At 36.9% G+C, this 7,772-nt stretch carries 2 protein-coding genes; one reads left to right on the top strand and one right to left on the bottom strand.

The genetic code is table 11. The features are described 5' to 3' along the window. Positions 1-190: 190 nt before the first annotated feature. Entirely contained in the window at positions 191-6,235 is a 6,045-nt protein-coding gene (locus ACOH2D_RS18100; RefSeq protein ID WP_449536144.1) for an alpha-2-macroglobulin family protein, read from the bottom strand. A 466-nt stretch (positions 6,236-6,701) separates the two neighbouring features. On the opposite strand from ACOH2D_RS18100, the gene ACOH2D_RS18105 reads away from it, so the two are divergent. Further along, complete coding sequence (locus tag ACOH2D_RS18105; protein WP_348036294.1) at positions 6,702-7,658, top strand: tetratricopeptide repeat protein; 957 nt, start codon at positions 6,702-6,704, stop codon at positions 7,656-7,658. The last annotated feature ends 114 nt before the right edge of the window (positions 7,659-7,772 follow it).

Below are 7,772 nucleotides of genomic sequence, written 5' to 3' on the forward strand. Positions count from 1 at the left end.
TAGCCATTGCGTCTTCAATTCCTTTTCTGGAATTGAATCCACCTTCCCTTGAAAAAGGGAAGGAATTATTTAATTGGGCTGAGTTTGATGTTTTAGCGACAAACTGAACTTCTCACTTACTACTTCTTACTTCGTGCTTTCAACTTCGTGCTTTCAACTTCGTGCTTCCAGCTTCGTGCTTCCAGCTTTTTTACTCCACATTTACCCGAATCCCTTCACTATGACTTGTAAACTCCGGAGCATACATACTTTGAATGGTGGTAATACCATTGCTCATATTTCCACTATTATTCACACGTAAATCATATTCAAAAACATAAACACCTTTCGGCAAATAGTCAAAGAAGAAATTGGTGGCGGCATCTTTTGTACTTTCATAATAACCTAAGCCATCTTGGTATTTGTAGCTAGACAAAACATTCACTGGCTCAAAACCTGCAGCACGCATATCTTTCATATGTAAGAATTCCATGTCTCTATCGCTGCGTAATTCGATGCGAACTCTTACCAAATCGCCTACTTTTAAATCAGTTTTGGAAGTGATTTCTGAAATTTGTTCGCCTTTATCGGTATTAGTTTTAAGGAACAGTTTTTTGTTCAATTTTAATGGCGTTTCAGCAAAAGTTATTTTGTCCAGATCTTCGAAATATTGCCAGTACAAACTTCCCCAAGCAATGCCTTCGCCTTTTTTAGTCAAAGTCACGTTTGCCATTTCTGGGGTTATTTCTGGACCAGTCCAGGATGTTTTGTAGTAGCCAGTTCCAGCTTCTACTTTAACCGCTTCTAATTTGGAAGGTTCGATTTTTTTGCCGCCCACAACAACATCGACCATATCAGTGACGCTCAGCCAATCACTGCCTTGCAACAATAAGGCATAAACAGCTTCGGTTGTGGCTTTGGTGGTTTTCCAACTGTTGGTCTGTTTGTTTTTAAGCAACCAGATTTTTAAATTATCAACCGTATTTACGTCCTTTTGAATTTCTGAAAAAGCTTCAATCATCAGCGCTTGCGTTTCAATCGGCGCTTGGTACCAAAACCATGAGGATTTATTGTCTTTCCAATACATGCCTAATTCATCAGAAGTAATGCTGTTTTCCTTTAGAGATTTTAAAATGCTATTCGCGGTTTTTGAATCTTTAGCGCGATGCGAAACCATTGCCATCAAGCCTTTAGCATATATGGAACGCGGTAGCCAATACTTCTGGATTTGCGTTTGATAATAATCGGTGATGGTTTGAACTTCTTTGCTTTTTGCGATTTCCGGGAAAAAGCTACGCGTATACAAATAGTGTAATTGCGTATAGCTTAAATGGTCTTTGCTTAAATCGACTTTTTTATCATATTTTCTGATGTCTTTGTATTCTTGAACAAATTCGGCATCTAAATAAGTGATGGCTTTTTTGATCATGTCACTAGATGATCCTTCAATTCCCTTCTGGTTAACATCAAGTTGTTTCAAATGCCCAAAACCAGTAATGATTTGTTGTGTGATAAAACGATTTTCTCTCCCACCTTCAAACCAAGCCCAAGCACCGTTATTCATTTGGTTGTTCTGAAGTTTGCGTTGTGCCGATTGCAATTCGTTGGTCATTTTGTTCAGGTCAAACAATAGCGCGATCCGTTTCTTTTGCTCAGTTTCAGATTGGGCATCTCGTAACCAAGGCGTTTCCTGAATTAGGATATCTTTTAATTCGTCATTCTTTTCAAGATTGCTGATCAAGGCATCTTGAGAAGCCCATTGGTCAAAGACCTCTTTAATTCTCGGATTGCCATAGGCGATATGACTGGCCAACGCATTGGCGTAATATCTACTGAAGATTTGTTCGTTACAGTCGTAAGGATATTCCATTAAATAAGGCAATGCCTGAACGGCATACCACGCCGGATTGGAAGTCATTTCCAAGGTCAGTTTTTGGTTTTTGAGTGTTTTTGAAGCGGCTGAGCCTGATGAAGCCAATTTGTCTAAAGTAAAAGTTCTGGTTTCATTAGAACGCATCCACATCGGCAAGGTTTCGGTTACCAACATTCGGTTTGAGAGTACCGGTAGGACGTTTTGTTCGCCGTCACTATAAACGCCAGATTTTGCAATGACTTTATATAAGACGGCATCCACATCATCAGGAATGTTTAAACTCCACGTGATTTGGGTGTTGCCTTTCGCATCGACAGTAAAAGGTTTTCTATTGTTAGAATTATTAAGTTTTGCATCAATAGCATTGCCGGTAATCGCATCAAAAAGTTGTAAAATGGCCTCTCCAGATAACGACTTATCTGTAAGATTAGCGATTTTGGTACTGATGGAAATCGCATCGCCATGACGTAGAAAACGAGGTGCATTTGGGATGACCATCAATTCCTTTTGAGTAACAGTTTCTAAAGATGTGGTTGCGCTTTCTAAGGATTTAGTATGGGCCAATAACTGTAATTTCCATTTGGTCAAAGCTTCTGGTGTCGTAAAACTAAATGTGACATTTCCGTCTGCATCGGTTTGTAATAGTGGAAAGAAGAATGCCGTTTCCTGAAGATTTTTCCGAATGCCGACAGATTCTAAATCTTCTTTAGGTTCATTGTTTGAATCCGAAGGAGATGGTGGTAGAGGAGGTGTATTCAGTTGTTCCATAACCTCTCCTTCAGCCTTGTTGTCAGAGAATGAATCTTTTCGCATTACCAAAGTGTTTTCCATTTGAACCCCTGAAGCCATGCCTCGAACCATTGTATCCATCCCATATCTTCCATTCCCGAAATAAAGGCCAAACCAATTCCATTGATCATAATTTTGGTAGGGATAGCTTAAATTATTGGTTGGCAAATACACATTAAAAGCGCCGCTGCCAAAGCTATTAGTGGCGCTCCGCTGGTTATTGCTGTAATAAACAGGTTGATATAACGGACTAAATATCCATTGATGCGGTTGAAATTGATCCAAAGACATATCATACATACTTGCCAATAATTCAGCACTTACTTTATCGCCTTGTGGGCCTTTGATGTTGAAACTCCAGGTTTCGTCGGCTCCAGGCTCTAATTTGTCTCTAAAGGTTTTGGTTTCAATAGTCAATTCTGATTTTGGATACGGAACAGCAATAGTTAGTGTTCCAGACTGAAAACTGTTAAAAGCTGCAAAACTGTAATGAACGGCAAAGCCGCCCAAATCTGATTCTAATACAGGAATGGCAATCGTTTTTTTGTTATTGCTCAGCGGAATAATATAAGTCTTGATGATTTTTCGATCTTTTTCTACATCTACTGTGACTACTAAGTTTTCCGCAGCACTACCAAAAGTAATGATCACATTCTGTCCGATTTTATAAGTGGATTGATCGGTGCTCACACTAAATAATTGATGGTCAGGAAGTGTTTTGTCTTCTGGACTGAACACAAAAGTTCTGGCTTGATCCTTTACCAACTGTCCAAATCGATCGCTACTTTCCAAAACAACGACATAGTTTCCAGAATCCCATTTTTTAAGATTTCCTAAGTCGATTTCCTTGGATTTAGAAGTGTCAAAATTGGTTTCAAAAACTATTTTTCCTTTGTCCCAATTTTCTGGGTTCTGCTCATCTTGATAGGCTTCATGCGGAAATAATTTTTTAAACTCTTCACGAGACATCTCTTGGTAATCTGGTGCTGCCCAAGGACGCGGTCTTAAAACTTCTCTCGGAGCTTCGAGTTTATAAATTTTGATTGTGCCTTGAGCGGGAACAAATTCGCCATTTAAATTTTTGGTCGTAAGTGTTAATTGGTTTTTCTTACTGGTTTTATCCAACTGATCTTCAATATTGATATTTGCTAAAAGCGCATGATAGCCAATATTCACAATTGTGGTTGCACTTCGCGTTTCGCCATTAAGATCGGTCACATCGGCGGTAATTTCATAATTGAACACTGGCAAATTGGTTTTATCTACACTTTCATCAGGAATAGCTTTAAAAGTAATTTCAAAATTGCCGTTTTTATCTGTGATGCTTTCGCCATGTGCAATTTCTTGTGGCTCACTGTTAAACCAAGGTCGGTACCAATAATACCAAAGTGGAAATTTGACTTTGCGATGGACACGATACACTACTTTTGCATCGGTAATGTTACTTCCTGCATACGCCAAAGCTTTACCTTTTACGGTAACAGAATCGTTGACTTTAAAGGTTTCGGTTAAGGGTTTAAAGCTGGTCTCAAATTTTGGACGTTTGTATTCTTCAACAGAAATAGTTGTGTAACCGTAACTTCCGGCAAAGATGCTGATGCCAAAACTACCTGTTAATCCATCATTGGGAAGTATGAATTCTCCGGAAACCGAACCGTAATCGTTGGTTTTGAGTTGTAGTTCCTTAACCACTTCGCCATTGACATTGGTAAGGGTCACTTTTGTTGATTGATTGGCATAAACGCTGGTCTTTTTATGTTCTGTTTTTGTAGCAATGCCTTTAAAGTAAACCACTTGTCCTGGTCGGTAAATGCTGCGATCCGTAAATAAAAACGGATGGTAGCTCACTTGATCTGGCCCATCGTTATCGTTATAATATCTGTTGCTATAATAATTCTTAAAGTAGGCAGTTTCGCCATTATAGACTGCGGTAACATCCATATTGTAATAGCGGTTTTCGGAGTTTGTCAGGCTGAATTCGCCTTGTTTATCGGTTTGGAAACTTTGTGTTTTATAACTGTTATTATAATTTTCTTGGTAGCTTACTGTAACTTTCGCCCCAACAATTGGTTGACCATTGGTTCTGTTGATCAATTGAAACAATTCTTTTTTGGTATCAAACTTGGTCAGCAACGCCATATTGGTTACTTGAATCGTTTTATAAGCGAAAAATTCGCCATTCGAAAAATCAGGCGTTGCTACAATAAGGTATTGTCCGTTGCTCAATTTTGGAACGACAACCTCAGTAGTGTGTACTTGAAAATCCTTTTCGTCCTTAAGTGGGCTTTGCCAATCTTCCGTGGGTTTTAAGCTTTTGATAAAAGCAAATTGTTCCTCTTGTCGAAAGGTTTTATTAAATTTCTCTAATTGTGAATCAGAAATTTTAAATGCTTTGAATTTTAAATTATTCAAATTAGAATAGCTTACCAATAATAGACTGTTTTCTTGAACAGGAATACTGTTTTCTGCAGTGAGTTGTAAAGTTGGTTTTAAAATGATATCCTTTAAAACGATACAATTTTCGGCACCTTTACTTTTAGGGAAGGCTTTGATCGCAGCGTTGCAAATTTCTAATGCTTCTTTGAATTTCCAGCGGACATCAGCTTTGGTTTTGGCTTGGAAGTTTTGGCCTTGTTGATAATATAGTGATGCTATTTCAAATTCATAACGTGTAGAAACGTCATAACTTTTATAGGTTTCAGAAGCCTTTTTAAGTGTATTCAAGAATATAGCGTCTTTATGAGGAAATGTCGCACTGTTTTTAACAAAAATTAAGCGTTGAATATCCACATCAGCTAAGGCATAAGGTTCTTTATCCTTGAGATGAAAAGCGATGAGGTTTTTATAAATTTTTAACGCTTTGAATTGCAGCGACGTCGAATCTTGATGGGTAATCTCTAATTTTGAAAAAGTTTTGGCATCACTTAAAAACTCAGGATTATCAATTGAAAATTTATAGGCAGGTTGGGTAATGCTGTTTTCATCTGTTTGGTAAAACGTCAGGGCATTTTGATTTAGAAAATCGAAAATCGTTGGTCTGTATAATTTTGAATCCTTTTGAGTCTGTAATAATTCATCATAATTCACTAATTGGATTTGCTGAAGGATCAACCCGTTTTTAAGCGAATTTTGAAAATGATGATCAATTTCTGAAAATAAGGTTTGTAAGTCCCAAGTTCTGAAATCGTCAGCATTGACTTTGCTTTCTGTCTTTGTTCTGTTGTAAAATTGATAACGATTTTGTTGAAAGTACTGCCAATATAAATTGGCGAGCATATTTTCTAGAATATTCTTGGTTGGGCTTTCGCTTTTTGCAATTTGGGATTTGAAATCGTTGATGATCTTTAATTGAGCATCTTCCTCTAAAACCAGTGCGTACTTACTTTTGTACAATAAACTCTTTACGTGTTGTGAGGTGTTTTTGTCGGTAAAGGCCAATTTGGAAATTTGATCAACCACCTCTAAAGCTGATTTAGTCAAACCTACAGATTCCAATTTTTCTACTTGTTTCCAGAGTTTTTCGTAATTGTTGGATTGCGCCTGTGTGAAATTTGCAAAAAAAACGACCATAAATACTGCTATAAAATGTTTCATCATTTGAATATATTTTTATCCTTGAAAAGAAATTTTTCGAAATCTAATATGTAATGACTTTTTAAAAAAGACGAAATACGTCAGGCCTGCGTTTGATTGAGTGAAGTTAACAAAATTAGAAGTTAACTTTATTATCTTTTTGTCATTATGCAAAAACAATACCATAAGCATCACTATTCATTAATAAGGAATCAAGATCGCTTCGCTTTTAGAATTAAGAACAAAGACTTTGAATCGTAATGTGGAAAAAAAATGTGTTTAGGATTTAAATTCGAACCAAACCATATGTCCTACTTATTTTTATAAAACCTGGAAAAATGAAGGAGGTTAGGAGTCCTTCTAGCGGAATGAGAGTTAATAAAACTTCGAAAACCTCTAAACTCTAATGTTTTTTACGTAGTTCGAAGAAGCTTTAATTAGACAATAATACCTAAGAATGTCTACTTTTGAATTCAGAATCTATTATATGAAATATACTGTCTTTTTTTTCTTCTTTTCACTTTTTGCCATAGGTCAGACGGATCTTGAAAAAGCTGAGCAATTCCTAGCTGACAAACAATTTACAAAAGCACAAGACCTTATGGTTTCTTATGTAATGCACCATCCTGATCATCGGAAGGCGATTGAATTGTTGGGAGATATATATGGCCATCAGAAAAAATGGGATGAGGCTATTGAGAATTATAAAATCTTGGTGGATTTAAGTCCCAAAACGGCCAATTATCATTATAAATATGGTGGTGCGTTGGGTATGAAAGCACTATCAATTAGCAAAATAAAAGCGGTGGGAATTATTGGCGATGCGAAGCATGAATTCATCACGGCAGCCGATCTTGATCCGAAACATATCAACACCCGATGGGCTTTGGTTGAGCTGTATATGCAGTTGCCAGGAATCATTGGTGGTAGCAAAAGTAAGGCGCTCAAATATGCGGACGAATTACAAAATCTCTCTAAAGTAGATGGCTATTTGGCCAAAGGTTATATTTATGAATATGACAAGGAATTTGTTTCTGCAGAAAAGTATTATAAGCTCGCTATCGTGGAAGGTGGATCTTTTCTTTGTTATGAAAAATTGACAAACTTATATGAACATCAGAAGCAATACGATAAAGCGATTGCCAATATGGAAGTTGCTTATAATAAACACCAACAAAATCTCTTAAATTATCAGATTGGAAAAGTTTCTGTAGATTATAACGTGCAATTGGATAAAGGAGAAGCACATTTAAAAATGTACCTGAAAAATTATTCTAAGGCAGATGAGATGCCAAAAGCTTGGGCAAATTTTCGATTGGCACAGATTTGCAAACTTCTAAAAAATAAGCCAGAGGCTTTGAGTTATATTGAACTTGCTATTAGTGAATTACCAAAAGAAGATGCGTTTAAGAAGGAGAAGACGGTGATCTTAAGTTTGAAGTAGTGCAAGCTTACACAATCAACAACACTCCGATTTCACCTAAATTATTATCTTCAGATTAACTGAATTTTCAAACACCGCCAAATCAAAAGTTCCTTTCCTTTTTTCAAGGAAAGG

The sequence above is a fragment of the Gelidibacter sp. genome (assembly GCF_053579655.1).

Coding starts and splice junctions, on each gene's coding strand:
- ACOH2D_RS18100 (WP_449536144.1), bottom strand. CDS start 6,235: ATGAAACATTTTATAGCAGTATTTATGGTCGTTTTTTTTGCAAATTTC.
- ACOH2D_RS18105 (WP_348036294.1), top strand. CDS start 6,702: ATGAAATATACTGTCTTTTTTTTCTTCTTTTCACTTTTTGCCATAGGT.